A 25,261-nucleotide genomic window follows, 5' to 3' on the forward strand; every position below is an offset into this window, starting at 1 on the left:
GTTTGAGATTAAATTAATCCCTCTTTTCTGATTTGCCACCCGAGCGATAGCGAACAGGCGAAGCAAATCATCCCAAATACAAACCAACTTTCCATTAAACCAATTGCTTAAATCCGTTGTTAGTGGCTGTATTTATTGTTTAGCTTGTAGTTTCTCCAGTTTCTTTCTGGTTTCGGAAACTTCTTTCAAGGACAATGCCTTTTCAAATGATTCTATTGCCTTTTTTCTATCATTCTTCTCAACATAAAAATCTCCCATAGAATCATAGGTATTTGCACTTGTTGGGTAATTGTCAATATTCATCTTGAAAAAACTGTATGCTTTGTCATAGTGTTTACTTGCCATGAAATTATACCCCAGTAAGTTAATAGTACTTTGTGCAGGAAGTAAGGTGTACTGTAACATAGTAGATAAGTTACGGTAATGGTTTTTGATGTACTCCACCGTGATAGTAGAGTCGCTCAATTCTTTGTCTAATTCATATTTTTTAAAGATGTAACGCAAGGCATCATATTCAGCGATAAGCGGGACTGAAGAATGATTGTCTTCCATGTAAAATTTCCAGTCCCAGGTAAGGGTAGGGTTCTTACTTTTTTTGAGTATTTCATGGAATAGAAGTTTGTCACTAGCCGGTACATTGCCGTTAGTTTGATCATTTGCCTCAACATTCATTCCTTTTTCCTTGGTATTGGCCGCCGCAAAAAAGAGACTTTTGCCAGTAAAGTCGTTTTGTCCCAGAACTTGTTCAGCTTTTGTTAAGAGGACTTGCCTGTCCCACCACAGACTGGGATCAATGGCTACGTAAGAATTGAACAATGTAGGGTGGTTGATCAATGTATTGATAACAGTTAATCCGCCTAGCGAATGGCCTACAAACATGCGGTATGGTTCTGTTTTATAAGTGGAATCAATATAAGGAATCAGCTCTTCCTGAATAAATGAAATGAATTTTTCTCCTCCTCCTGAGTTTTTTAAGAAGTTGGCGGCTTCTTTTCCGTCAGACCATGATATGGAATGGGTAGGAGTAAGGTCTCTTACTCTATCGGTATTAACTATAGCTACAACAATCATTTCGGGCATTTTCCCAATGGCGCTCAAGTATTGCATCATACCGGTTGCCGAATGAAAAAAAGAGTAACCGTCTAAAAGGTACATGACTGGATAACGGGTTTTACTGCCAACACCACCCGAAGTAGGGACATAAACCAATATTTCTCTTTTCTCATTTAATATGGAAGATTGAATGGTTTCTATGGTTCCGATAGAGATCTTATTATCATTTTGACTGGGAGCCTGTCCGAAACTGCATGCAGGAAGGATTAGTAGGAGGTAAAGAATAATTTTCATAAATATTTGTGGGTATTAAAAAATTGCCTAAAACGTCAGTCTGTGAAAAAAAGGCTCTTGTATTGCCACCAAATATAACAAAATACTCGTATAAAAAGAGGATTATTCTTATTTTTAGGAATGTATGGCGTCCCAGTATTACATCGGATTTGAGACTAAATTAAGCCTTGTCTTTAGCTTTGACACTCGAACGATAGCGAACAGGCGAAGCAAATCATCCCAAATACAAAGCCAACTTTCCATTAAGCCAATTGCCCAAATCCTTGTGGAAGCTGTTATGCGATGCTTATTTTTATTTAAGAGGTTCAGCAATTCCGATTAAAATTCCTTCGGGTCCACGAATGTAACAAAGTCTATAAGAGTTTTGATAATGAACTACTTCGTCGACAAGTTGTGCGCCATGTTTGTAAAGTCTAGAAAGCGTATCGTCTATGTCAGCAACTGCGAACATAACGCGTAGATAACCTAAGGCATTTACTGGAGCGTTGCGATGATCTTCTATTACTTTCGGATTAAGGAATCGCGATAGCTCTAGTCGGCTGTTTCCGTCTGGTGTAACCATCATGGCAATTTCTACGGATTGATTACTAAGTCCCGTTACTCGACCAGCCCATTCGCCCTCAATCATTGCTCTTCCTTCTAACTCTAGGCCGAGTTCAAGGAAAAAAGAAATAGTTTCTTCAAGAGATTCTACCACAATTCCTACATTGTCCATTCGAAGTAAATTATGTTTTGTCATAGTCTACAGTTTATGTTTAAACGGGTTTTATTTAAGTTGTATACAACGTTTTACGGCTACAAAATCAAGCACAAAGCTTAATTTAACCACTAAACCGCCAATTTCTTGTAGGTGCTGTTATAGGCTGTGTTTATTTCTTTGTATTTTTAATCCCGATAGCTATCGGGATTGAAATTGTTATTTTTCACAAAGTTCTTTTAACTTATCGAGTGCTTTTGGGTAGGTCTGGTTCATATAATCTAAAAAATCTTCAACGGTGTCTAAGTCAACAGTAACGGTTGTAGTTCCATTGTTTTCTTCGAAGGTATAGTTTTCAAATCCGTTTGCCCATTTTTCTACTTCTGGTCCTTCTGTAATTTCCTGGTCAGCTTTAACAAGACCATAATGTTGAATCGAAACAAATCGGTTGGGAATGTTTTCAGCTATCTTGGAAACCATACCTCCCTTTTCTCCTTTCTCATCTACTCCAATAAATAGAATTTTATTTCCCTTGTCCCAACTTCCTTCATAGGTCGATGTCGGATTAAACAAAGAAGTCCATTGCTCATAAGTTGATTTACTTTTGATGCCAAGCATAAGATCATAAATTTTGGTCACAGGTGCATTGATGCTTACTTTGAATTGTAACTTTTCCATAATATTAATGTTTGTTTAAATTAATCTTTCAAGTTGTTATTTTCCGTCATACTGAGCAGTCATTTAACATAGCTTATAACGTTCCCCTGCTACAAGCGGTTTGGTACTAAATTAAGTCCATTATTCGGATTTGCCACCCGAGCGATAGCGAACAGGCGAAGCAAATCATCCCAAATACAAAACCAACTTTCCATTAAGCCAATTACCCAACTCCGTTGTAGTAGTTGTTATGTGCTGCTTTTTATTTTCAAAATACTTAATTCTTCAACTTCTTTATCGTTAAATGTTTTTAATACAAGATAATACCATTTTTTATCTGGAACATCAACTTTAAAAACATCATTTTGTTTATGATTTTTTATAGCAGTTTCAAACTCTGGAACCATCATACCTTCGGAAAACCATCCAAGATCGCCATCTTTACTACTGTCCATTGAATATTTTTTAGCTAAAACTGCAAATGTATTCCCATTTTTGTATTCCGCTAAAATCTTCGTTCTTAATTTTTCGATTTCTTTGGTTGAAAGTTTACTGCCATCTAAATAAATATAGCTAACCCGAAAAGCTTGAATTTTTGTTGTAGAAAGTATTTTATATGTAAAATCAATGTCTGAAAAAATATCTCCAGTTTTGGCTGTGGAAAGCTTTGTTGCAAATTCATCATTTTCAATTTCTGGGATTGAAGATATGAGCTGAGCTTCAAGAGTCTGATTTTCTTGTGCAAACTTTTTAGCATCTTCAATTGTCGTTACTTGCTTTAATTGCTCTTTAATACTTTGGGCATGAGTCCCAAACCATAATAAACAAACAATAATTATAAATATGTTTTTCATACGATTAGTTTTTAGAGTAGCTTATAACGTTCTGGTACTACAGTGGGTTTGAAACTAAATTAAGCCCTATTTTCGGATTTGCCACCCGAGCGATAGCGAACAGGCGAAGCGAATCAGCACAAATACAAAACCAACTTTCTATTAACCCAATTGCCCAAATCGTTGTAGTGACTGTTAGCAGAATATTTTGTTTAGGTTATGAAGAAAGTCAATTTTTAGTTTAACACTATTTTGTTCTAAGTATTGTAAATGCTCTATCTTCTTTTGTCATTCCAATTTTTGGGTAGTATTCCATTGCAGTTGGAACTGAAAGCAAAAGTATCATAGATTCATCTCCAAGTTTTTCTTTTGTCAACTGAACAAGTTTTTTGCCAATTCCACCTTTTTTATAGTCGGGATGAATGGCAAGGTCTGCAAGGTAACAACTCCAAACCCAATCTGTAATTGAACGTGAAACCCCAACCAGTAGGTCATTGTCCCAAGCTGTAACTATTAGATTTGAACTGTCATACATTTTTTGTATCCGTTCTTTGTCATTTGTTGGTCTAGGCAAACCTGTGTCGTCGTAAAGTTTAATTATTTGTTCTGCTGTTGGTCGTTTGTCAAAACTATATTCTATGTTCATATTGTCAATGTTTAATGTCGCTCAATGCTTACTGAACCAAACAAACCTACGAATTTTCTTGAAAGATAGAATTGTAGTCACCGGATTATTTTCCACGAAGAGCAAAATAGCAAGAGCAAGCCCAGCAATAGCGTAAAACACGTGTTAGCATTAGTTTTTATAATAATTTCCACTTTTCCTCAAAATTTTCCTTGCTAATTTCTATCGCAGCAAATTGTTTTCGGAAATCATCAAACACTAATTGTTATCAATCCAATATCCATAATTATTCTTGAAAGGCATTTTGAGAATTACTCGGTTGGCCTGCAATCGGGAATTTGCAGGCTTTTAATGTTTTTTGCTAGTGTTTCCAGTAGCTCTACGGGAGATTCTTTGAACATTTATTATCGTTTTTTGAGACGTTAGAGGGGGTTTTAATTGCCATTAGCTTCGCTCTGTTCGGCTTGCAGCCTTGGGTGCCGCTAATCTTGAGGCCCCTAATCCTCAGCAACCGTTATTTTTGCTAAAGTCACGTTTAAAAAGTATCTTATTATTTCGCGCAATATAGTCGCCCGATATAATCAAATATGGATGATTATGCGAATACCCTGCGTTGCGGCTTCTTATAATTATTTTGTCGTTAACTTTCAGGCTATTTAACTGCTGAAAATCCTTAGGAATAAATTGCATCATGTATTCTTCCCCATTAATCCTGACTATAAGCCATTTTGGTCCTGATGATTTCCCGTTTGCGCGCTGAAAAGTAAGAGAGGTTACCACGGCCTCCATATTGGTGAAAGCCTTTATGTATTTCTTTATTTTATCATAACTGGCATGCACTTTTTTACCTTCAGGAGAAACCTCCCATTCTTTGTACTTTATACCGTCAGGAGAAGCCTCCCATTTTTTTCTATCATCCAGGTCGGCTTTCCTTTCAGCAATGGACAACGGCTTTGGGGATGGCTTAGTTTCATTTTTAATTTCACGATTAGCAAATACTAGTACGCTCACCACAGCCAGCGGTAAGATCAGCACATAGATGGTTTTTTTCATATGTTTCATATCTTTTCAAATTGATTCTTCGAATTTACATTGATATTTTTCGGTTTGAGAGATTGGGATTGTAAATAAAAATGTAAACTTTGTAAATAAAAACTTGACACTATGCATCTTAGTCGAAATCTCCTCTCCGGAAAACGCAAATACCTATTCACATTGATACTACTCTCGTTTATCTCTGTAATCTGCGCAGCTTTCGGTATGACTGATAGTGACGATTTTGATATCGCCAGAAGGGAAGTTTTACTCCGCAGGATCGGACATGAATTACTCTTACAGTCCGGCGACAGTACATCAAGAGTTCTTCCGGTAAAAAAGATAGCTGAAAATGAATATCAAATCAGGTTTGAGAATGAGCTTACTTTTCAAACCGACTCCCTGGTGAATACTACTCAGCGTTTGTTAGCCAAAGACCCGTTCGCACGTGATTATGTTGTTAACGTACTTAACTGTGGCAACTCCAGTGTAGCCTATGGATATGCTATATCCAAAAATAAGAAAGATGATATTGTAGCATGTAAAGGAAGAAGACAACCCATAGCATGTTATATGATTAATATTAAATTTAAACCGAATGGCATAACTACAGCAAGGAATAAATATTTTTTGGGCGGCCTGTCATTTTTAGCATTTGTTGGCTTTATTTTTTTGAGATCGGTTAAGCCGCGGAAAGCCTTACCTAAAGATGAGTATAACAAGATATTCACTTTTGGTTCGGTCTTATTTGATGCGCAGAAACGGCAACTGCTAATAAATAAAAAAAACATAGATCTGACCGGAACTGAAACGCGTCTGTTGCTCATTTTCGCATTATCTCCTAACGAGACTATAGAGAGAAGCCGACTCCAAAAAGAGATATGGGAAGATGAAGGTGTTATTGTGGGGCGTAGTCTGGATATGTTCATATCAAAACTTAGAAAAAAACTAGAGCTTGATCCGAATATTAACATTGTTGTTATACGCAGCAAGGGATATAAGCTTGAAGTTCGCTCTTAAGAAAATCTTCGCGCTCCGAACTGATGTTAATAGAATTCAATTTGGCATTTGTAAAACTCTATAGTGAGCTATTAATGTGGTATCATTAAAAGAATTATCCTTCATTTCTCGGAAAGTGTACTTAATTTAGGAGCGGCTTCTCAGCAAAGTCTCCTGAAAATGAAGATAATTCCAATTATAATGATATATAATATTTCATAGGAATTCGTTTTAAAATTACTGCTAACGTTCTGGTACTACAGCGGGTTTGGGACTAAATTAAGCTCTATTCTCGGATTTGCCAATCCCGAAGCTTCGGGACCCAAATACAAAACCAACTTCCCATTAAGCCAATTGCCCAAATCCGCTGTAGTACCTGTTAGTGGCAGTTTTTATTCGGTACTTGGAATTTTTCCGTCCAACCATTCTTGTTTTTGTTTTTCTGCACCGCCTAAAAATAAAAAGTTTGAATTTTCAAAGTCAATAAGTCCAAACGCAATTACCATAAATTTTCCGTCTAAATATTGTTTCTCAGTTTTATTTGGTACGGCTTGATTTAAATACCCAACAATCCTTATTTTGTCTCCAATTTTATTTGCTTCATTCTTAAACATTAATACTGTCCATAAATAATTATCGTCACTAATTTTAAGTCTGTAAAATGGCGTGTTGTTTCTACTATTTTCAATTCTTTCTATTGTTCCATTAAAGGCAACTACTTTTCCGTCAAACTTTTCAAGTTCATCAATGCTTCCTTTTTGAATATTAGTTGGGAAGGATTTCTCGTTTGCTTTCGGTAAATTACTTTGTCCAAGTAGATTTGTAACTGAAAATGTTAAAAGTATAATTGAAAGTAATGTCTTCATATATTTTTTTGTGTTTTTCTGCGGTAAAATTGCCACCAACGTCGTAGTAGCTGTTACAGGCTGGTTATTTTTACGTGTAAATTTCAAATGTTTTTCTAAATTTCTGTTCTATAATTCTTTTACTATACTTGTAATTCCAACTTCCAAAGATTAACATTAGTGATAAAAATAGACTTGGGATTATTACATTATTTTTGTTACTGAATGTAAGATTGATATAAATTATCATACCAATTCCACAAACTAACCATAATAGCAAAAAATATTTTTGATATTTAAATTTTGGAAAAATTTCATATTGAATTTGAAGTTTTTTATTCACAAATTTATATTTTCCTTTTATAAGGTATGAGCTACGATTAATTCTGTAATTTAAAGTTAGATAGAATGTTGTGTCATCGTAACGTCCGTAAAAAGATTTTGAAGAATCGAAAAAAAACAAATTGAGTGGAGTATTAATTTTGAGTTGTGGATGTCCAATTTTTGTAGAGCTTTTTAATTTTTCTCTAAATTCAGTGATGTTAAGTTTTGATTGCATTCCCTTTTTGGATTATAATTTAAGGTTTGTATTTTCCGTATAATATTGTATTCAACTTTTATTCTTAATTTCAAGTTTCTGCTGTCAAATTCCAACTTTCACACTTCTGTTGTCAAACTCCAACTTTCAAGTTTTTTCTTTTTAGATTCCAACTTTCACGCTTTTGTTTTTAAATTTTCTGCGGAAAGAAATTCGTGTTTTTAAATTGTTTTCATCTGCGTATTTTCGGTGCAACTTGCCTGTAACGTTCTGGTACTACAGCGGGTTTGGGACTAAATTAAGCCCTGTTTTCGGATTTGCCACCCGAGCGATAGCGAACAGGCGAAGCAAATCATCCCAAATACAAAACCATTTTTCCATTAAGCCTATTGCCCAAATCCGTTGTAGCTGCTGTTAGCGGTTCGTTGTTTATTAAATCCAGATAATAGTTTTGATATTTTGTTCTGTTTCAAGTTTTTCTTTTTTTCTTATTTCGGCTTTGAGTGGCAATAAATAAGTGTTCATTTTTGTGTCGAACCAAATTGCAGTTCCCCATTCACTATTTCCAATTTTCGCAGTTGCCTTTAGTCGTCCCCAACCTTCTTCTTCTGATTTCAGGTTATCTCTAATTTCCTTTGCCAACTCGTGTGGAAGTGAAACAAAATGCCAGCCGCCTTGTCCTGCGTGTTGCCATATTTTTGTGATAAACTCATATTTTATTTTACCGTTGCTTTTTGAAGTCATAAATATTTAATCATTTTATAATTAATGATTTCAACGCCTTGCCTTTTGTTCGTCTGTTCTTCAAGAGTTTTAAAACCATTTTTTTCAAAAAACGGTTTTGCAGTTTTGCTGACGTCAGAAGTCAAAACGGGTTGTTTTAGTCGTCTTGCTTCGGCTTCGATGTCGTCAAGTAATCGCTGTGCAATTCCTTGTCGTTGGTGGTTTTTGTGAACATACAATAAGTCAAAGTAATTTCCGCTGTCAAGTGTCGCAAAGCCAACGATTTTATCTTGGTCTTGAGCAACTAAAATGAATTGCTTTGTTATAATTTCCCCCCAACGTTGTTTGTTTTCAACGCTTGAAGTCCACACTTCAATTTGTTGTTTGTCGTAGTCTGAAGCACAAATTGTCGTTATTGTGTCCACGAACAATGTTTGCAATTCAGTCAAGTCGCTTATTAGACCCTTTCTAACTATAAAATTACTTCGCATTTCTGTTGGTTTTCTGTCGTCTTACAATAACCGCTAACGTTCTGGTACTACAGCGGGTTTGGGACTAAATTGAGTTCATTCTTCGGATTTGCCACCCGAGCGACAGCGAACAGGCGAAGCAAATCATCCCAAATACAAAACCAACTTTCCATTAAGCCTATTGCCCAAATCCGTTGTAGTAGCTGTTATGGGCAGTTTTTTTAATTTCTGTCAAACGTTTTTGGAATTATATTTTTGTCCGTCTCTCCACAAAATACCCAAGAAATAATATACCAACGATTATTTTCAAAAACTAATTGAATGCTATTTATTCCTCTTCGTTCAACTTTTCCGCCTTTTTTTAATTTCGTTTCATAAGTACTCCAAACTTGTGCAATATTGCCAAAAATTCTAACTTCTCGATTAATTTCACTTTCATAAAAAGCTGTATTAAAAACCATTTCATCAGTTTCTTTATGAAATTCTTGCAATGTCATAGTTACTTGTTTTTGCGTTTTTCTGTCAAAATAAGAATATACTGCTTTTTGATGATGTAAATAATTGTCTCTTTCCCATTGTCTTTTTGCACCTTTTTCGCCTGAGACAACCTCATAACTTGCTTTTATTAATTTGTCAATTGTTTTTGCATCATCCTCAAATGATTTGTTTTGTGCTTTTAAATTCCCTGTTGTCATAAATACCATAGTCGTTAAGTAAAATAAAAATTCTTTCATAATCTTTTTTTACAAAGCAACTCAGATAATTTTGTCCAAAAAAATAAGTTATTTACTTCGTTTAGGTTTTTATGTCATCTATCAAATTTCTTATTTAAAGTAACAATTTATCAATACTGTTTAATAGACAATCTTTGTAACTTTTTGCTATTGTAATTTTATGTTCGCCAATAATTAAATGATTATCTTCTATATATTCCACATTTTTCAAATTCACGATGTTTGAATTATGAACCCTCATAAATTCATCAGGCAATTTGTCAATAAGGTCTTTTAAAGTTTTGTAGTAAACATACTTTTTGTTGTTTTTGACAAAGATTTCAACATAATTTCCCAACCCTTTTACAAACAAAATGTCGTCAAAACTTAATTTGATTAATTTTCTGTCAGTCTTTATAAAAGTAAAATTTTGTTGATTTGTCATTTGATGGTCGTTTCGTTAAAATTGCCACTAACGTTCTGGTACTACAGCGGGTTTGCGGTTAAATTAAGCCCTATTTTCGGATTTGCCACCCGAGCGATAGTGAACAGGCTAAGCAAATCATCCCAAATACAAAACCAACTTTCCATTAAGCCAATTGCCCAAATCCGTTGTAGTAGCTGTTATGTGACGTAGATTTATGTTCTTTTAATAAGTACTTTTACTCTTTCAAAAACAAATTCTGCCTTTTTGTCTATTACAATCATATCAAAATCATTACTGCCTTCAATAAAATCTCCTTCTTTTTTAGTTTCTGAATAGACTTTTTGGAAGTATTTATCACGTTTTTTTAACCATTCCAATTGTTCCGTTTTTAAACTTGACTGTTTTTCAATGGTAAGTTTTTGCTTTAGTTTCTTATAAGTAACATTAAGTAAGCTGTCGGCTTTTTTGTAATATTCAACAGAACACCCTTTCATATTATCTCCTTTATCTAAACAAATTTGATGAGATGATTCAATTTTTTCAATTGTTTTTAGTGTTTGTGAATTACAATTAAAGGAAAGTATAAAAAGAATTATAGTTATTGATTTTTGTATCATAAATCATTTTGGTTTAGCGCATTTTTGGTTCTATGTCACATAACGTTCTGGTACTACAGCGGGTTTGGGATTAAATTAAGCCCTATTTTCGGATTTGCCAAATCATCCCAAATACAAAACCAACTTTCCATTAAGTCAATTGCCCAAATCCGTTGCAGTAGCTGTTATGCGATGTTTTTATTTAAGTTCTGCATTTCGGATTATATAAAAATTGAACAGACCTTTTGATAATGTTAGTTCCAACGAATTTGAAAAATCAACTTTGTTTTTTAAATTTCTTTTAAATTCAATTCGTTTAGTGTCATTGTTTTCTGTATTAATAATTACGGCTGGAGTTTTATTATTTCTGTTATATTTTCCCCCATTAATTTCGGTTTTCCTTACAATTTCATAGGTTTTCAATTCGGTTTGTTTTTTAGAAAAACTGTAATTTGCTCCTAAAAATATTATAGTTAAATAACTTCCAACAACTAAAAAACTAAAGACGAAATTATTAAAATCATTCCACGGACTTATTTTTTTTAGATTGTTTTTAAACATCATAAAAAATAAAATACCGATAGCGTAAAATACCAATATAATTTCTATTCGAATAATTGTCTTTTCATACAGTTTCAAATTGATAAAATTCAATATGAGTGATAAAAAAAAGAGTACATTAAAAATTATAGAGTTTCGTTTTAATTTCATTTTTCAGCGTTTTATTTGGGCAATATCGCATAACGTTCTGGTACTACAGCGGGTTTGGGACTAAATTAAGCCCATTCTTTGGATTTGCCAAATCTTTCCAAATACAAAACCAACTTTCCATTAAGCCTATTGCCCAAATCCGTTGTAGTAGCTGTTGTAGGCAGTTATTCTACTTCACTAAATGAGCCAAATTCAGCGTCAATATTTTCAATTTCTTTCAGTTGAAATTTTGCAATTCCTAAACCAAGGGGGAAATATGGATGTGCATTATCATAGTCATAAAAAAACTCAATTACTGACAACGAAGAAGCGATGGTTTTAAAAATATCTTTTTCTAATAATTTATTATATAGATCTGAATCTAACTTAGTTCCGCTTTCAATTGTCTTTTGGTGAACAATATCATTCCTAATTTTTTCAAGTTTTTTAAACTCTAACCAAAACGCTTGTTCTTTTATATCATCAGTTTTTAAGACAATAGGCAAGATTTCAGAAATTTTTTGAGACGTTGAAAACCATCTTTCAATGTTCTCTTTTGTCCATGACTCTTTTATTTTTCGGTCATTTATTTTTTCGTAAATGTAATCTTCTGGTATTGCTGCATTGGCAAAAGATTCTACAGCTATGTATGCGAAAATTATACTTGTTGTAATAGATTCAAAATATTCATACAACACCTCTTTGTCATTTTCTGATAACTTGATTAGTTTTTCATTGCGATTTTCTAACAGCTTATTTAATTGTTTTTGGGATTTTTTATAAGACTTTTTCATTAAGCTTAGAGATAATGAAATATTGTTTGGCGAAAAATAAATTATACTTTTGTCTGCGTGTTTTGCCTGTTTCCCTTTTCCAAAAAAATATATTTTATTAGTATCTTTCGCATGAAGTTTAATACTTCTTTCATCTCTAATATCATGTTTAAACCAATTTTCATCATCATTTCCTCCAAACTCAAATGTATGATTGAAGCTTTCAAAATATTTATTCTTTTTCAAAATTTCTTTAGAAAAGATACTTAAAAATAAAGCTCTTGGTTCTAACATCTCATCCTTGGGATATATTGTTCTTAAATCTTCATTGTTAATTAGATTCGGAATTTCAATATCTAAGAGAATAATTTTATTTGCTGTTAGTCCTAATATTAAAACGCCAAAATATATTAAGTTATACTGTTTATTATTAAAATATGGAGTTTTTATAAAAATGGTTTCTTCAACGATGAAAAATGTTTCATTATCATCATAATTTCTATCTCGTAACCATGACCAATTTTCAGGTAATTTCCTCTTAATTGAATCAAAATATTTCTTGAGGCTAACATTTTCAGCTTTACTAGAAATAGTTAAATCGGTAAATTTTATTTTCTCGTTCATTCAGAGTTTATAATTGCCTACAACGTTCTGGTACTACAGCGGGTTTGGGCCTAAATTAAGCTCTATTTTCGGATTTGCCAATTCTCCCAAATACAAAACCATTTTTCTATTAAGCCAATTGCCCAAATCTGCTGTAGTAGCTGTTATGAGCTGGCTTTTATTTACTGTCCCTTTTGTTAATCGCTTCTTTTAGATTTTCAGGAACAGTTTCTTCGTAAAATTTATCAATTTCATTGGGTTGAGTAATCATAACATCAGCAATGATGTTAACAAAAGCAAATAACTTTCTAGCAATTTCAATATCGTCTTTCAAGTCTATAACTCCCGGATGTACGGCATTATTACCAACAACTCTAACTGAATCAAGAGCTCTTTGCATTTTAATCGGAAGTCCTTTTGCAACAAGATTTCCAATGTCAGTATTGATGTTTTTACCTGGTTCGCCTAAATAAACACATAGTTTTTGAATTGCTAGTCTTAAAAGTGCTACGGAGCCTCTAGGAGATAATTCGATTATATTTCGCGCTTCAATATAATCATCTTTTATATTCTCAGGTAAATCTGGATTAGGTAAGGGAGCAGTTCCGCTATATGGATAAATCATTTTGTATTCTTTCCAAAATGAGTGTTGGCCACAATGGTCACATTCAGAAACAGAATTATCTTCAATTATCCCACGTACAGCTATTCCGTGGCCATTGTTTGAAGCTTTTGCTATTGAAAACCAATGTTGTTTCGCATAGGCACCACACAAAGGACAATTGTAGGCTGAACTAGCGTATTCTGGAAATTTAATATTTGTCATTTATTGTCTTTTTTTAAGCTTGCTCATAACTTGTATATAGGTCTGACAAAATCAGACCTATACACCCAAAAATGGGTAGGTAGGTCTGATTAGTATCATTCCTGTTGCTATTGCTAAAATAGAGAATAATTCTTATAAATCATTAAAAGGACTTTTTATTTGCTGCAAACTTTTCGTACTTACGTGAGTATAAATTTCGGTGGTCTTGCTACTGTTATGTCCTAATAATTCTAGTATATAACGTAAATCAGTTACGCTTTCCAGTAAATGGGTGGCTCGCGAGTTGTCTGCACGCTAAAGATAAATATTTATTGTAGGTTATTTATTATATTTTGAATAATTTGGTTCTAATTAATGATTGTAATTTTTATTACTATTACATTTTCATTGTTGTTTGAAATTGAAATTGTCATTGAAACTGAAATTGTTATGGTTGTCCCGCGTAAAGGATGGAAGCGGCATCCTTTTTCGTCTTCCGGTTTGTTGTCGCATCAACCATAGCTTCTGACGAAAAAGATACAGCGGACAGCCTGACCCGCAGTTTTACGGAGGGATACGCCCATAAAAAAAACCGACTGGCATTTACCAATCGGTTTGTATCGTTTAAAATAGATGGGATGTTTTTATTCAAAAAGCCCTTCGATGCTCAAATATCGTTCTCCGGTATCGTAGCAAAAAGTTAGTACTTTGGCGTTTGCCGGAATTTCAGGAAGTTTTTTGGCCACCGCTGCCAGGGAAGCTCCAGAAGATATCCCTAATAGGATTCCTTCTTCTTTGGCGGCTCTCTGAGCATAGGAATACGCCTCGTCTTTAGTCACCTGAATGGCTCCGTCTAAAATTTCTACGTGTAAATTGTTTGGGATAAATCCGGCACCAATACCTTGAATAGGGTGTGGGGAAGGAGCACCCCCGCTGATCACTGCCGAAGCTTCGGGCTCAACGGCAAAAACCTTAAGATTAGGATAGTGTGCTTTCAGGATTTCGGCACAACCTGTGATGTGACCGCCGGTCCCTACACCTGTAATTAAATAATCTAGCCCGTCAGGAAAAGCTTTGATGATTTCTTGTGCTGTGGTCGTTTTATGGACTTCTATATTGGCAGGGTTGTCAAATTGAAGCGGTAACCAGGAATTAGGGGTTTCGGCTGCTAATTCATGAGCCTTCTCTAAGGAACCTTTCATTCCTTTTTCACGGGGAGTCAATACAAATTCGGCTCCATAAATACTCATCAGTCGTCTTCTTTCTACCGACATTGAATCGGGCATCACCAAGATTAATTTGTATCCTTTTACGGCGGCTACCATCGCCAAACCTATCCCGGTATTTCCTGAAGTGGCTTCAATAATGGTACTGCCTTTTTTTAATAATCCTTTTAGCTCCGCATCTTCAATCATCGACAAGGCAATTCTGTCTTTGATGCTTGCACCTGGATTGACTCTTTCCAGTTTCATCCAAACATTGTGGACCGAACCGAATAGTCTGTTTATTTTTACGTGTGGTGTATTACCAATGGTTTCTAATATATTGTTGTATAGCATGATAATTAGTTTAAATTGAAAGTAAATATAGTTTAGAATTATCAATTTACAAAAGGATTGGGCTAGTAATAGTAGTATAAATATTTCTTTTTTTGATTTACTGAAAAATAAAAGCTGTAGGTTAATACTTGAAATAAGATGCCTGCAGATTTTCTAGGAAAGTAAAAAGGGGAATTACTAAAATGAATCTGATTAACATAAATCAGCTGGTAGAATTTGGGCTAAAAAACAAAACCCGATTTGAATGATTCAAATCGGGTTGTTTTTATGTATTATGAAGACATATTACAAGTGAATCACTTCACCGTAAGCATCAGCAACAGCTTCCATTACAGCTTCACTCATGGTTGGGTGAGGATGAATTGATTTTAGGATTTCGTGTCCTGTCGTTTCCAATTTACGTGCTACAACTGCCTCAGCAATCATATCGGTTACACCGGCACCAATCATGTGACAACCTAACCACTCACCATATTTAGCATCAAAAATTACTTTTACGAAACCATCAGGAGTTCCGGCAGCTTTTGCTTTTCCAGAAGCTGAGAATGGGAATTTACCAATTTTTAATTCGTATCCTTTTTCTTTAGCTTGTTTTTCAGTTAAACCAACAGAAGCAATTTCTGGAGTTGCATAGGTACAACCCGGTACGTTTCCGTAATCGATTGGTTCTACATGAAGACCAGCAATTTTTTCAACACAGTTGATTCCTTCAGCAGAAGCTACGTGAGCCAAAGCTTGACCTGGAGTCACATCACCAATTGCATAATATCCAGGAATATTCGTTTGGTTGTAAGCGTTTACTAAGATTTTATCTTTGTCGGTAGCAATTCCAACTTCTTCTAATCCGATGTTTTCGATATTAGTTTTGATTCCAACTGCTGAAAGTAAAATATCTGCTTCCAAAACTTCTTCTCCTTTGGCAGTTTTTACAAATGCTTTCACGCCAGCTCCAGTAGTGTCAATTCGTTCAACAGAAGAATTGGTCATGATTTTGATTCCCGCTTTTTTCAAAGAACGCTCAAATTGTTTTGAGATGTCTTCGTCTTCAACAGGTACTACATTTGGCATGAATTCTACAATAGTAACATCAGTTCCCATTGAATTATAGAAATGTGCAAATTCCACCCCAATCGCACCAGAACCAACAATAATCATCGATTTAGGTTGTGTTGGTAATGTCATTGCTTGACGGTATCCAATTACTTTTACACCATCTTGAGGCAAGTTTGGTAACTCACGAGAACGTGCTCCGGTAGCAATGATGATATGATCAGCACTATATTCGGTTACTTTGTTGTCTTTATCGGTAACATCAACTTTTTTACCTGGTTTTAGTTTTCCAAAACCGTCTATTACGTCAATTTTATTTTTTTTCATTAGGAATTGAACACCTTTGCTCATTCCTTCGGCAACACCTCTACTACGATTTACAACCGCAGGGAAGTCTTTATCAAATTCAGAAACAGTCAAACCATAATCGGAAGCGTGTTTTAGATAATCAAAAACCTGAGCTGATTTAAGCAATGCTTTGGTTGGGATACAACCCCAGTTCAAGCACACTCCGCCTAAATTTTCTTTTTCGATTACGGCTACTTTAAAGCCTAATTGTGAGGCTCTGATAGCAGTAACATATCCTCCAGGACCACTTCCTAAAACTATAATATCGTATTTCATTTTATATAAGTTTTTCTAAATTAATTGATTTGGCGAATTTAAGGATTTATTCTGTTTTGAGAAAGTTTCAAAGGAATAAAGTAATAATGATTGAAAATTAGGGCTTTCGAACATCTTTATGTTAAGTTTCTTAACCGCGAAGGTGCGAAGTATCTCAGTCTCTTAGCGCCTTTGCATCTTTGCGGTAAAAAACAGCCCCCAGATTATACGGATGAAACGGTTTTTTAAAAGTCTTAGAATCTTAGTCTCTCAGCGTCTCAGTCTCTCAGTCTCTCAGCATCTCAGCACCTCAGTACCTCAGCACAGAAAAACTAATTCGCCACCAAAAACTGGGAATCATACAAATTCTTGTAATACCCGCTTTCTCTATTGATTAATTCCTGATGTGTCCCTTGTTCTACAATCAATCCTTTATCCATTACTACAATTTTATCCGCATTGACAATCGTAGCCAATCGGTGTGCAATAACAATAGAGGTTCTGCCTTCGGTAATAGTTTCGGTAGTGCGTTGAATCAGTTCTTCCGAATACGTATCAATTGATGAAGTCGCCTCATCCAGAATCAAAATACTAGGATTGCTCACAAAAGCACGTAAAAAAGCAATCAATTGGCGCTGACCAGAGGACAGCATAACCCCACGTTCTTTGACATCAAAATCATAATTATCCGGTAAGCTCATGATAAAGTCATGCACTCCAATTTTTTTGGCTGCAGCCAAAACTTGCTCTCTTGAAATCTCAGGATTGTTCAGCGTAATATTATTGTAAATAGTATCGGCAAAAAGAAAAACATCTTGTAAAACCACTGCAATTTGCTTACGCAAAGAACCCAAGGTGTAATTTTCGATATTGTGATTGTCAATATAAATCGAACCGCTATTGATTTCGTAAAAACGGTTCAGCAGGTTTATAATAGTTGATTTTCCGGCACCTGTAGAGCCAACAATGGCAATAGTTTGTCCGGCAGTAACTTCTAGATCAATTCCTTTGATGACCTCTTCATCCGGTATATAACCAAAACGCACTCCTTCAAAACGAATATTTCCTTTAAAAATAGGTGCCTCGATGGTTCCGGTATCTTGAATTTGATCTTGGGTATCCAAAATATCAAAAACACGGTTGGCAGCAATCATCCCCAATTGCATCTCATTGAATTTATCCGCAATTTGACGTAGGGGGTTGAACAGCATTCCAATAAACATCGTATAGGAAAATAAATCACCAAAAGTTGTGAAAGTATCTCCATTCAAAATTTTAAATCCTCCGTAAAGCACTATAAAGCCTAAGGTCAATGACGAAATAATATCGGCAATAGGGAAGAAGATGGAGTTGTAAAGGATGGTTTTTATCCAGGCATTTTTGTGTTTATCGTTGATCTCCTTGAACTTGTCCGACTCAATTTTTTCGCGATTAAACAGTTGAACAATCTTCATTCCCGTAACGCGTTCCTGAACAAAAGAGTTCATATTCGCAATTTGGGTTCGCACTTCCTCAAAAGCAACCTGCATTTTCTTTTGGAAAATTCGGGTGAAGAAAACCAGAATTGGCATGGCCACAATGACAATCCAAGTCAGTTTCCAGTTCATGTAGAACATAAAAATCAATACGACAAGCATCTTCATCAAATCACTGATAATCATGAACAATCCCTGACTGAAAATACGGGCAATCGATTCAATATCAGATACCGAACGCGTTACCAGTTGTCCTACAGGAACATGGTCGAAGTATTTCATTCGGAAACTTAAAATATGTCGAAATAATTTGGTACGAATGTCTTTCACAATATCCTGACCTAGCCAGTTGGCCCAAAACACAAAATAAAATTGTGAAAACACCTCCAATAAAAGCACTATTCCCATCAAGGTCACGTACAACAAAAGCCCATGTTGATCGTGGGTTTTGATGTAGCCATCCACTGTTTGTTTCAATAAATAGGGACGTAAAGCCGCAAAAACAGAAAGAGAGACAGCGAAAATAATCACGCCTCTAAAACGCATTTGGTACGGTTTGGTATATTGAAGTATTCTTTTGAATAATCGGGTATCGAATGCCTTTGCTTTCATGTTTTTTTATTTTTCCTGATTGTTTTCAGGAGCTATTTCCTGCTATCCGCTATATCTTTTACTTTTTAAAGAAAAAAGTAAAAGGATGCCGCTTTTATCAGGGCTATTCCGTATTGCAATTATAAACGTATTTTTTTTCTCAAGCCTAAAGCTAGCTATAAATAATCGTATTCTATCTGGGTCAAATATAAACCATGTGCCGGAACCGAAAAACCTGCTTTATCTCTGTTTTTACTTTCGATTATTGCATTGAAATCAGCTAATGTAATTTTGTGCAAACCAACATTGACTAAGGTTCCTACAATGGCACGAACCATGTTTCTTAGAAAACGATTGGCCGAAATTGTAAAAATCAGTGTATTGTTTTCCTGTTTCCAGTTGGCTTCAAAAATAGTGCAATCGAAGGTGTTTACATCGGTATTCACTTTAGAGAAGCATTGAAAATCAGTGTAATTAAATAATAAATCCGCCGCTTCATTCATTAAATCTACATCCAATTCCTGATGAAAATACCAACTCAGGTCTTCTAAGAACGGATCTTTGAACGTGTGAATATGGTATTCGTAGGTTCTTTTTAAAGCATCAAAACGACTGTGCGCTTCACCAGAAACCGGGATAATATCATAAATGACAATGTCTTTGGGTAAATAGGAATTGAGTTTGTGTACCAGATTCGGAATATCAAAAGACGGTTCAAAATCAAAATGCGCATACATTTCCTTGGCATGAACTCCCGTATCGGTTCGTCCCGCTCCCATGAGATTAATTTGTTTGGCCTGTTCGCTGTCGATTGAGCGCGAATTTAATAAAACCGAAAACGCTTTGTTCAGGGTTTCCTGCACAGACGATGCATTGGGTTGGTATTGCCAGCCGTGGTAATGGGTTCCGTTGTACGCTAATTTTATAAAATATCTCAATTTTTTATTAAGGTTCTAAGGTTCTGAGCGGCAAAGGTACAAAGGTTTTTATAAAGGTACTAAGATTCTGATTTGTAAACTTGCAATGGTTCTGAGTAAAAAATTGCAAAAGTTTGAATTACGATTTAACTTAATTAGATAAAATCTTAGAACCTTAGTACCTTTGTTTCTTAGCGCCTTCAAAAAAATACTTTGAAAAAAATTTTACTCCTTTCCGATACCCATAGTCATATTGATGACACCATTTTAAAATATGTCGCTCAGGCAGATGAAGTTTGGCATGCGGGTGATATTGGTGATCTGGTCGTAACCGATACCTTAAAAAAACTAAAACCCCTGCGTTGTGTTTATGGGAATATTGATGATGCCAAAGCCAGCTTGGAATTTCCGTTGCACAATCGTTTTATGTGTGAAGGAGTCGATGTGTGGATTACGCATATCGGTGGTTATCCCGGAAAATACAATCCCAATATCAAAGCAGAAATGGACGCGAACCCGCCTAAATTATTTATTTGCGGGCATTCCCATATTCTAAAAGTGATGTTTGATAAAAAACACAATTTGTTACACATGAATCCAGGCGCGGCGGGAAAAAGCGGTTTTCACCAAGTGCGGACCATGTTACGGTTTGTGATTGATGGTGATAAGATAAAGGATTTAGAAATTATCGAAATCGAAAAGAAGGCATAATTATTCTTTGTTGTCAATAGGGACGTCTAAATGAACAGTTGTTCCGATGCCTAGTTTAGAATTTATGGCAAAATGACCTTTCATGGTATCAATCCTGGCACGAATTTGATTAAGCCCAAAACCTTCAAGTGTGTAGTAATTGTGTGTGTCAAATCCCTGGCCGTTGTCATCTACCTGAATTTGTAATTGGTTGTTATTTTCCTCGATTTTCACTTTTGCAGTTGTCGCTTTACTATGTTTTATAACATTGTTCAGCAGTTCGGTGATGATGAAATAAATTTTCATTTCAAATTCTTCCTGATACCTTTTTGTAGTTGGAATGGAGCTTTCATATTCAAAAACAATACTGGAATTGGAGTTTTTTTCACACAAATCCTGCAAGGCGTAGAACAAACCAAATCGACCTAAAAGAGCGGGTGAAAGTTGGTGTGATAAATCACGGACTTTGTCATGGGCTTCTTGTAATATTGCTTTGGTTTTGGCGATTTCTTCACTTAGGGTTTGATTTTTCATGCTGTACACATTCAAATGCAGTCCCGCTGAAGAGAGTAGGGCGCTAATATTGTCATGCAAAAAATTGGCTACCTTTTTGCGCTCCATTTCCTGCCCGGTGATAGAGGCATTAATGATGTTTTGCTGAATTTTACTTCTAATGCTGTTGAGTTTGTTTTTTTGTTTTAGTCGTATATTTTGAAAGAAAAAATACAAAAGGATGATCACCATTAACAATACAGAAATAATAACAATACTGATTTTTTTGTTTTTGGATTGTTTTTCTAATAATTGATGTTCCTTGGTTTTGTATTTGGTTTCAATATTATCAATCTCTCTTTTATATTCATCAATCTCGAGATTAATTCCTGCTACATTTGCTTTTCTCAGCTTTTCCTCATCATTAAGGGCTGTTGTAATCGTGTTGTAAAGCGCCAGATTTTCATACGCTTTTTGATATTCTTTATTTTTTAGTAAAAATTTAGAATATTCTTGGAGCGAATACGATAAGTCTGATTTTTCGCTTCCTTCATTTCCTAGTTTTATTGCATTCTGGAAATAGAAATGGGCTTTTTTAGTATCGTTTTTATTAGCATAATACATGCCGTTGAGCATGTTTAATACAACAGCTGTCGAAGCGTCTCCATATTTTGGATGATTCTCATTGATATATTTCAGATAGGGGTAGCCTTCGTCAAAACTGCCAATATCAAAATAGGCCCAGGTTATATTTAGTTTGGTGAACAGGACCTGACTGGCGTCCTTTATTTTTTTGCTGTAGGCCAGTGATTTTTTGTAATAAAAGATTCCTTTTTTGTATTGTTTTTTATCAAAACAATAGATATTAGCTAGATTGTTGTACAGCCAATTTTTTAACACATCATTATTGGTTTTACTGGCATAAAGCAATCCTTTCTTGTAGTAAAAAAAAGCTTTTTCGACTTCGGCCAAGCCGTCAAAATTTCCTCCTATGGTATTATAGGAATAGGCGATAAGATTATCGTCCTTAATCATTATGGCATGACGTAAAGCATGTCTTGAAAGCACCAAAGATTTTTCAAAATTGTCTGCTTTCATGAGTTCTTTTGCCTCATTTAGCTCTTTTGAAATTTCTTTTTTACTAAGTATTTTTTCTTGGGCAAAAATCTCTCGACCAAAAACATTTAGTAATACGATCAGCAATAAAAGAATTCTGGTTTTAGACATAGAAAAATCTTTTTTATCGCTTGATTTAGGATTTTATTATATTGTTTTTGAGGGCGTATTTTACCAGACTTATACTGTTTTTTAAGTCTAGTTTTTTCATGATGTTTTTGCGATGGGTCTCTACTGTATTGGTACTGATAAACAATTTTTCGCTAATTTCCTTACCACTGAATTCCAGCGAAATTAAAGTGATAATTTCAAGTTCTCTGCCGGTTAAAATGGAATTCTCTGCCGTTTGATAGCTGTTTAGTTTAGGATTGTCTTTAGTGGCAGTACTGAAGATTTTTTCTCTTACTGATTTGCAAAAAAATTCTTCCCCGTTCAAAACAGTATGGATGGCTTCAACGATGTTTTCGCCTGCACATTGTTTGGTTAAATAGCCACTCGAACCCAGTTTCATGACCTCTTTGATTATTTTTACATCGTCATAACTGGATAAAACGATTACTTTGCAGGGAAATCCTTTTTGGTTGAATTCTTTGAGTACTTCAATACCATCTTTTACAGGCATACTAATGTCAATGACAAGAATGTCTGTTTTGTTGGCAACAACTTCATCAAAAAGATGACTTCCGTCTAATGAGAAGCCAACAACATCAAAATCGGGAATGGTGTGTAGTAGGAACCTCATACCGTCAATGAGTACTTGGTGGTCATCGGCCAAATGAATTCGGATTTTCTTAGTCATGGTATTATTTCTGGGTTTCCAAATTTATAAAAAAATAACAATTCGGCAGTTTAATTTTATAAGATTTTTTTTATCCTTATTTCGCAAAATAAATCTAATATACCACAAAAAAACCCGAATAATACTATTCGGGTTTTCTTCGCACTAATAAACTAAGTTTATAGGTTTACCTCAATCGGTCCACAGATTTTACAAGATCTTCATCCTTCTTGATGGCCTTATTAGCTAAGACTAATAATACGATAGCCAAGACAGGTAGAAACATCCCAATACCTTTCTCAGAAACAGCAGGTGTTTCTCCAGATAAATTTAGTGAACGATATACAAACAATCCTAATAAAATTAAATTTAATATGATATTCAATCTGCCTATAACAAATTGATTTTGTCTTTTTTTATACGATACAATGCTTAATAAAGTAAGTGTAGTGCTTAAACCTAATGCAATAACATAAATTTGGTTTTGCATGAAGAAATAATCTTTACCGCCGGTTACTGTCCATAAAGGAAAAATAAACGGCAAAATTCCGGTAGCAACAAATGCAAGAAGTAAATATATGGTTTGAATTCTTTGTATCATTGTTTGAAATTGTTTTACAAAAATATATTTTCTTTTTAATAAATACTATTGTATGATTAAATTTTATTCGTAATATTGCATAACAATGCCGTAAGCACTTCATACTGCGGTCTATTCAGAACGAAAAAATTTACTACCTATCTTTTCACTATTTCCAAATAAATTAAATTCATAGAACATTCATGTTTGAAATTTCTGCATTAAAAGAAATGAAGCTATCTGAGCTTCAAGAAATAGCTAAATCGGCTAAAACCATAAAATTTAACGGTGTAAAAAAAGAAACTTTAATAAGTCAGATTTTAGAGCATCAAGCGGCAACCGTTGAATCAGCTCCAGCTAAAAAAGAACAAAGTAAAAAAGAAGAGGATAAGCCGAAAAGAGCTCGAATTACTCCAGTAAAAAAAGTAGCTATCCAAAAACCTTCAGCCGATTCTCTTTTTCCAGCAGAAGAAATTCCAGTAAAAGAAAATATTTCAGTGGAAATAAATCCGGTAGTTGCAGTGGAAGCAAGTGAAGCTCCAATACAAGAAACACCGGGTAAAAAAGTGGGCAAAATTGTAAAATTTAATAAGTCGGCTTACGAAAAGAAAATAGCTTTACAAAAAGCTAAGGAAGTTAAAAGTGAAAATGAGGTTGTTTCTAATACAACAGTTACAGAGACGACAGAAGCGACAGAAACAGAAGTAGTTGTTCCTGCAAAAACGGAGAGTACGGAAACAGTTGCTCCAGCAAAAAAAATAAACCCAAACCAGCTGAATAAGCAAAACCAAAATCCGAATCAAAATCCAAATTTTAAAAACAAAAAAAATAATTTCAGTCATTCTGATTTTGAGTTTGATGGAATCATAGAAAGTGAAGGTGTTTTGGAAATGATGCCTGATGGATATGGATTCTTGCGTTCTTCAGATTATAATTATTTAGCTTCGCCAGATGATATTTATTTATCAACTTCACAAATTAGATTGTTTGGACTAAAAACGGGTGATACTGTAAAGGGTGTGGTTCGTCCTCCTAAAGAAGGGGAGAAGTTTTTCCCTTTAGTTCGAGTTTTAAAAATAAACGGACATGATCCTCAAGTAGTTCGTGATCGTGTTTCTTTTGAACATTTAACGCCAGTTTTCCCTTCAGAAAAATTCAAATTAGCTGAAAAGCAAAGCACGATTTCAACTCGAATTATCGATTTATTTTCGCCAATAGGTAAAGGACAACGTGGTATGATTGTCGCGCAGCCTAAAACGGGTAAAACGATGTTGTTAAAAGATATTGCTAATGCCATTGCCGCAAATCATCCTGAGGTATATTTAATTGTATTATTGATAGATGAAAGGCCAGAGGAGGTTACTGATATGCAGCGTAGCGTGCGTGGGGAAGTAATTGCTTCTACTTTTGACAGAGAACCACAAGAACATGTGAAAATTGCTAATATCGTTCTTGAAAAAGCAAAACGTTTGGTAGAATGTGGTCACGATGTTGTGATTCTTTTAGATTCGATTACGCGTTTGGCAAGAGCCTACAACACGGTACAACCTGCCTCCGGAAAGGTATTAAGTGGGGGTGTTGATGCCAACGCATTACAAAAACCAAAACGTTTCTTTGGTGCCGCCAGAAATGTTGAAAATGGAGGTTCATTGAGTATTATCGCCACAGCCCTGACAGAAACGGGATCTAAAATGGATGAGGTGATTTTTGAAGAATTCAAAGGTACCGGTAACATGGAATTACAATTGGATAGAAAAATTGCAAACAAGCGTATTTTTCCTGCAATTGATTTAACTTCTTCCAGTACAAGACGAGATGATTTATTATTAGATCAACAGACTTTGCAACGCATGTGGATTATGAGAAAATATCTTTCAGATATGAATCCGGTTGAAGCCATGGATTTTATAAACGATCGTTTCAAGAAAACTAAAAACAATGAAGAGTTTTTAATCTCGATGAATGATTAAGAATTTAGTTGAAAGTTTTTAGTTTAATTTTAACCTAGAAAAAAGAGTAAGCAGAAAAAATAAT

At 34.8% G+C, this 25,261-nt stretch carries 26 protein-coding genes and 1 pseudogene; 3 read left to right on the forward strand and 24 right to left on the reverse strand.

Annotated elements, in window-relative coordinates:
- Positions 1-132: 132 nt before the first annotated feature.
- The 6 genes from ABEB23_RS02795 to ABEB23_RS02820 form a co-directional block, all read right to left on the reverse strand.
- Positions 133-1,347, reverse strand: a complete 1,215-nt coding sequence (locus ABEB23_RS02795; protein ID WP_348810853.1) for an alpha/beta hydrolase-fold protein — start codon at positions 1,345-1,347, stop codon at positions 133-135.
- 292 nt (positions 1,348-1,639) lie between these two features.
- Entirely contained in the window at positions 1,640-2,086 is a 447-nt protein-coding gene (locus tag ABEB23_RS02800) for a VOC family protein (protein ID WP_348810854.1), read from the reverse strand.
- A 177-nt stretch (positions 2,087-2,263) separates the two neighbouring features.
- Complete coding sequence (locus ABEB23_RS02805; protein ID WP_348810855.1) at positions 2,264-2,722, reverse strand: SRPBCC domain-containing protein; 459 nt, start codon at positions 2,720-2,722, stop codon at positions 2,264-2,266.
- 227 nt (positions 2,723-2,949) lie between these two features.
- The gene (locus ABEB23_RS02810; protein ID WP_348810856.1) at positions 2,950-3,555 is read right to left on the reverse strand and encodes a peptidylprolyl isomerase; all 606 of its coding nucleotides are present in this window, start codon (positions 3,553-3,555) and stop codon (positions 2,950-2,952) included.
- 226 nt (positions 3,556-3,781) lie between these two features.
- The gene (locus ABEB23_RS02815) at positions 3,782-4,180 is read right to left on the reverse strand and encodes a GNAT family N-acetyltransferase (protein ID WP_348810857.1); all 399 of its coding nucleotides are present in this window, start codon (positions 4,178-4,180) and stop codon (positions 3,782-3,784) included.
- Positions 4,181-4,663: 483 nt separating this feature from the next.
- Complete coding sequence (locus ABEB23_RS02820) at positions 4,664-5,212, reverse strand: hypothetical protein (protein ID WP_348810858.1); 549 nt, start codon at positions 5,210-5,212, stop codon at positions 4,664-4,666.
- A gap of 207 nt (positions 5,213-5,419) precedes the next feature.
- On the opposite strand from ABEB23_RS02820, the gene ABEB23_RS02825 reads away from it, so the two are divergent.
- Entirely contained in the window at positions 5,420-6,214 is a 795-nt protein-coding gene (locus ABEB23_RS02825) for a winged helix-turn-helix domain-containing protein (RefSeq protein ID WP_348810859.1), read from the forward strand.
- 371 nt (positions 6,215-6,585) lie between these two features.
- Here the strand turns inward: ABEB23_RS02825 and ABEB23_RS02830 are convergent, their stop codons facing one another.
- From ABEB23_RS02830 to truA, 15 genes and pseudogenes are all read right to left on the reverse strand, one after another.
- Positions 6,586-7,146, reverse strand: coding sequence for a hypothetical protein (locus ABEB23_RS02830; RefSeq protein WP_348810860.1), 561 nt, complete (start codon positions 7,144-7,146; stop codon positions 6,586-6,588).
- Complete coding sequence (locus tag ABEB23_RS02835; RefSeq protein ID WP_348810861.1) at positions 7,130-7,597, reverse strand: hypothetical protein; 468 nt, start codon at positions 7,595-7,597, stop codon at positions 7,130-7,132. The genes ABEB23_RS02830 and ABEB23_RS02835 overlap by 17 nt, the downstream gene beginning before the upstream one ends.
- Before the next feature lie 411 nt (positions 7,598-8,008).
- On the reverse strand, positions 8,009-8,320 hold the full coding sequence (locus ABEB23_RS02840; protein WP_348810862.1) for a DUF1905 domain-containing protein: 312 nt from the start codon (positions 8,318-8,320) through the stop codon (positions 8,009-8,011).
- Positions 8,317-8,724 (reverse strand): GNAT family N-acetyltransferase, encoded by a 408-nt coding sequence (locus ABEB23_RS02845; protein ID WP_348810863.1) that lies wholly within the window; start codon positions 8,722-8,724, stop codon positions 8,317-8,319. The genes ABEB23_RS02840 and ABEB23_RS02845 overlap by 4 nt, the downstream gene beginning before the upstream one ends.
- Before the next feature lie 266 nt (positions 8,725-8,990).
- Entirely contained in the window at positions 8,991-9,503 is a 513-nt protein-coding gene (locus ABEB23_RS02850; RefSeq protein WP_348810864.1) for a hypothetical protein, read from the reverse strand.
- A gap of 94 nt (positions 9,504-9,597) precedes the next feature.
- Entirely contained in the window at positions 9,598-9,927 is a 330-nt protein-coding gene (locus ABEB23_RS02855) for a LytR/AlgR family response regulator transcription factor (RefSeq protein WP_348810865.1), read from the reverse strand.
- Between the two features lie 194 nt (positions 9,928-10,121).
- Positions 10,122-10,526: a lysozyme inhibitor LprI family protein gene (locus ABEB23_RS02860; protein WP_348810866.1), complete on the reverse strand. Its 405-nt coding sequence runs from the start codon at positions 10,524-10,526 to the stop codon at positions 10,122-10,124.
- A 177-nt stretch (positions 10,527-10,703) separates the two neighbouring features.
- Positions 10,704-11,216, reverse strand: a complete 513-nt coding sequence (locus ABEB23_RS02865; protein ID WP_348810867.1) for a hypothetical protein — start codon at positions 11,214-11,216, stop codon at positions 10,704-10,706.
- A gap of 164 nt (positions 11,217-11,380) precedes the next feature.
- Entirely contained in the window at positions 11,381-12,592 is a 1,212-nt protein-coding gene (locus ABEB23_RS02870) for a hypothetical protein (RefSeq protein WP_348810868.1), read from the reverse strand.
- Positions 12,593-12,749: 157 nt separating this feature from the next.
- Positions 12,750-13,397 (reverse strand): DUF4145 domain-containing protein, encoded by a 648-nt coding sequence (locus ABEB23_RS02875; RefSeq protein WP_348810869.1) that lies wholly within the window; start codon positions 13,395-13,397, stop codon positions 12,750-12,752.
- A 132-nt stretch (positions 13,398-13,529) separates the two neighbouring features.
- Positions 13,530-13,664 (reverse strand): annotated as a pseudogene (locus tag ABEB23_RS02880) (integrase); the annotation flags it as partial.
- 356 nt (positions 13,665-14,020) lie between these two features.
- Positions 14,021-14,935 (reverse strand): cysteine synthase A, encoded by a 915-nt coding sequence (gene cysK / locus ABEB23_RS02885; RefSeq protein WP_348810870.1) that lies wholly within the window; start codon positions 14,933-14,935, stop codon positions 14,021-14,023.
- A gap of 285 nt (positions 14,936-15,220) precedes the next feature.
- Positions 15,221-16,609, reverse strand: a complete 1,389-nt coding sequence (gene lpdA, locus ABEB23_RS02890; RefSeq protein WP_348810871.1) for a dihydrolipoyl dehydrogenase — start codon at positions 16,607-16,609, stop codon at positions 15,221-15,223.
- Between the two features lie 311 nt (positions 16,610-16,920).
- Positions 16,921-18,675 (reverse strand): ABC transporter ATP-binding protein, encoded by a 1,755-nt coding sequence (locus ABEB23_RS02895; protein WP_348810872.1) that lies wholly within the window; start codon positions 18,673-18,675, stop codon positions 16,921-16,923.
- 155 nt (positions 18,676-18,830) lie between these two features.
- Entirely contained in the window at positions 18,831-19,592 is a 762-nt protein-coding gene (gene truA / locus ABEB23_RS02900; RefSeq protein ID WP_348810873.1) for a tRNA pseudouridine(38-40) synthase TruA, read from the reverse strand.
- Between the two features lie 192 nt (positions 19,593-19,784).
- Between truA and ABEB23_RS02905 the strand changes: the two genes are divergently transcribed.
- Entirely contained in the window at positions 19,785-20,282 is a 498-nt protein-coding gene (locus ABEB23_RS02905) for a metallophosphoesterase family protein (RefSeq protein ID WP_348810874.1), read from the forward strand.
- On the opposite strand, the gene ABEB23_RS02910 is transcribed toward ABEB23_RS02905, so the two are convergent.
- The 3 genes from ABEB23_RS02910 to ABEB23_RS02920 all read right to left on the reverse strand — a co-directional run bounded on the left by ABEB23_RS02910 (position 20,283) and on the right by ABEB23_RS02920 (position 23,248).
- Positions 20,283-21,980, reverse strand: coding sequence for a tetratricopeptide repeat-containing sensor histidine kinase (locus ABEB23_RS02910; protein WP_348810875.1), 1,698 nt, complete (start codon positions 21,978-21,980; stop codon positions 20,283-20,285).
- A gap of 25 nt (positions 21,981-22,005) precedes the next feature.
- Complete coding sequence (locus ABEB23_RS02915; RefSeq protein ID WP_348810876.1) at positions 22,006-22,668, reverse strand: response regulator; 663 nt, start codon at positions 22,666-22,668, stop codon at positions 22,006-22,008.
- 166 nt (positions 22,669-22,834) lie between these two features.
- Complete coding sequence (locus ABEB23_RS02920; RefSeq protein ID WP_348810877.1) at positions 22,835-23,248, reverse strand: DUF4293 family protein; 414 nt, start codon at positions 23,246-23,248, stop codon at positions 22,835-22,837.
- 182 nt (positions 23,249-23,430) lie between these two features.
- Here ABEB23_RS02920 and rho point away from each other — a divergent pair, with 182 nt between their 5' ends.
- Positions 23,431-25,197, forward strand: coding sequence for a transcription termination factor Rho (rho, locus tag ABEB23_RS02925; RefSeq protein WP_348810878.1), 1,767 nt, complete (start codon positions 23,431-23,433; stop codon positions 25,195-25,197).
- Positions 25,198-25,261 lie beyond the last annotated feature (64 nt).

Origin of the sequence: Flavobacterium maritimum (assembly GCF_040049085.1) — a bacterium.
Classification (GTDB): domain Bacteria; phylum Bacteroidota; class Bacteroidia; order Flavobacteriales; family Flavobacteriaceae; genus Flavobacterium; species Flavobacterium maritimum.